The following is a 461-nucleotide window of genomic DNA, read 5'->3' on the forward strand; positions in this document are numbered from 1 at the left end:
GTGTCGCAGTTTTACTGAAGCTGTTTTTATAAAATAACAGGCAGGCCGTCTGAAAATCGGGTTTCAGACGGCCTGTTATGCTAAAATCTGTTAAATACTTATTAAAAAGGCAAAGAACAATGTTTGCTTTCAAATCCTTACTTAATATGCCGCGCTTTGAGGCCATCGCTGTGGCCTTGGCTTTGGTGGCGGCAATGGGTTACACGATTATTTCGCTTGAATGGCTGCCGCATATGTCGATTGTGACGGCGATCGTGGTCTTGCTGTTGTACGGTTTGATGCGTGGCTTGAAATATCAAGACATGCAAAACGGTATGATAGGCGCGGTCGGGCAGGGCATGGGTGCGATTTATCTGTTTTTCTTTATCGGCCTGATGGTCAGCGCGCTGATGATGAGCGGTGCGATTCCGACGCTGATGTATTACGGTTTCGGATTGATTTCGCCGACTTATTTTTATTTC

The 461-nt window shown here is 45.8% G+C and carries 1 pseudogene; it reads left to right on the forward strand.

From position 1 onward, the window contains the following. Positions 1–119 precede the first annotated feature (119 nt). A pseudogene (locus ACTHUR_RS20320) lies at positions 120–461 on the forward strand (Na+/H+ antiporter NhaC); the annotation flags it as partial.

Source organism: Neisseria sp. P0021.S007 (genome assembly GCF_051956855.1).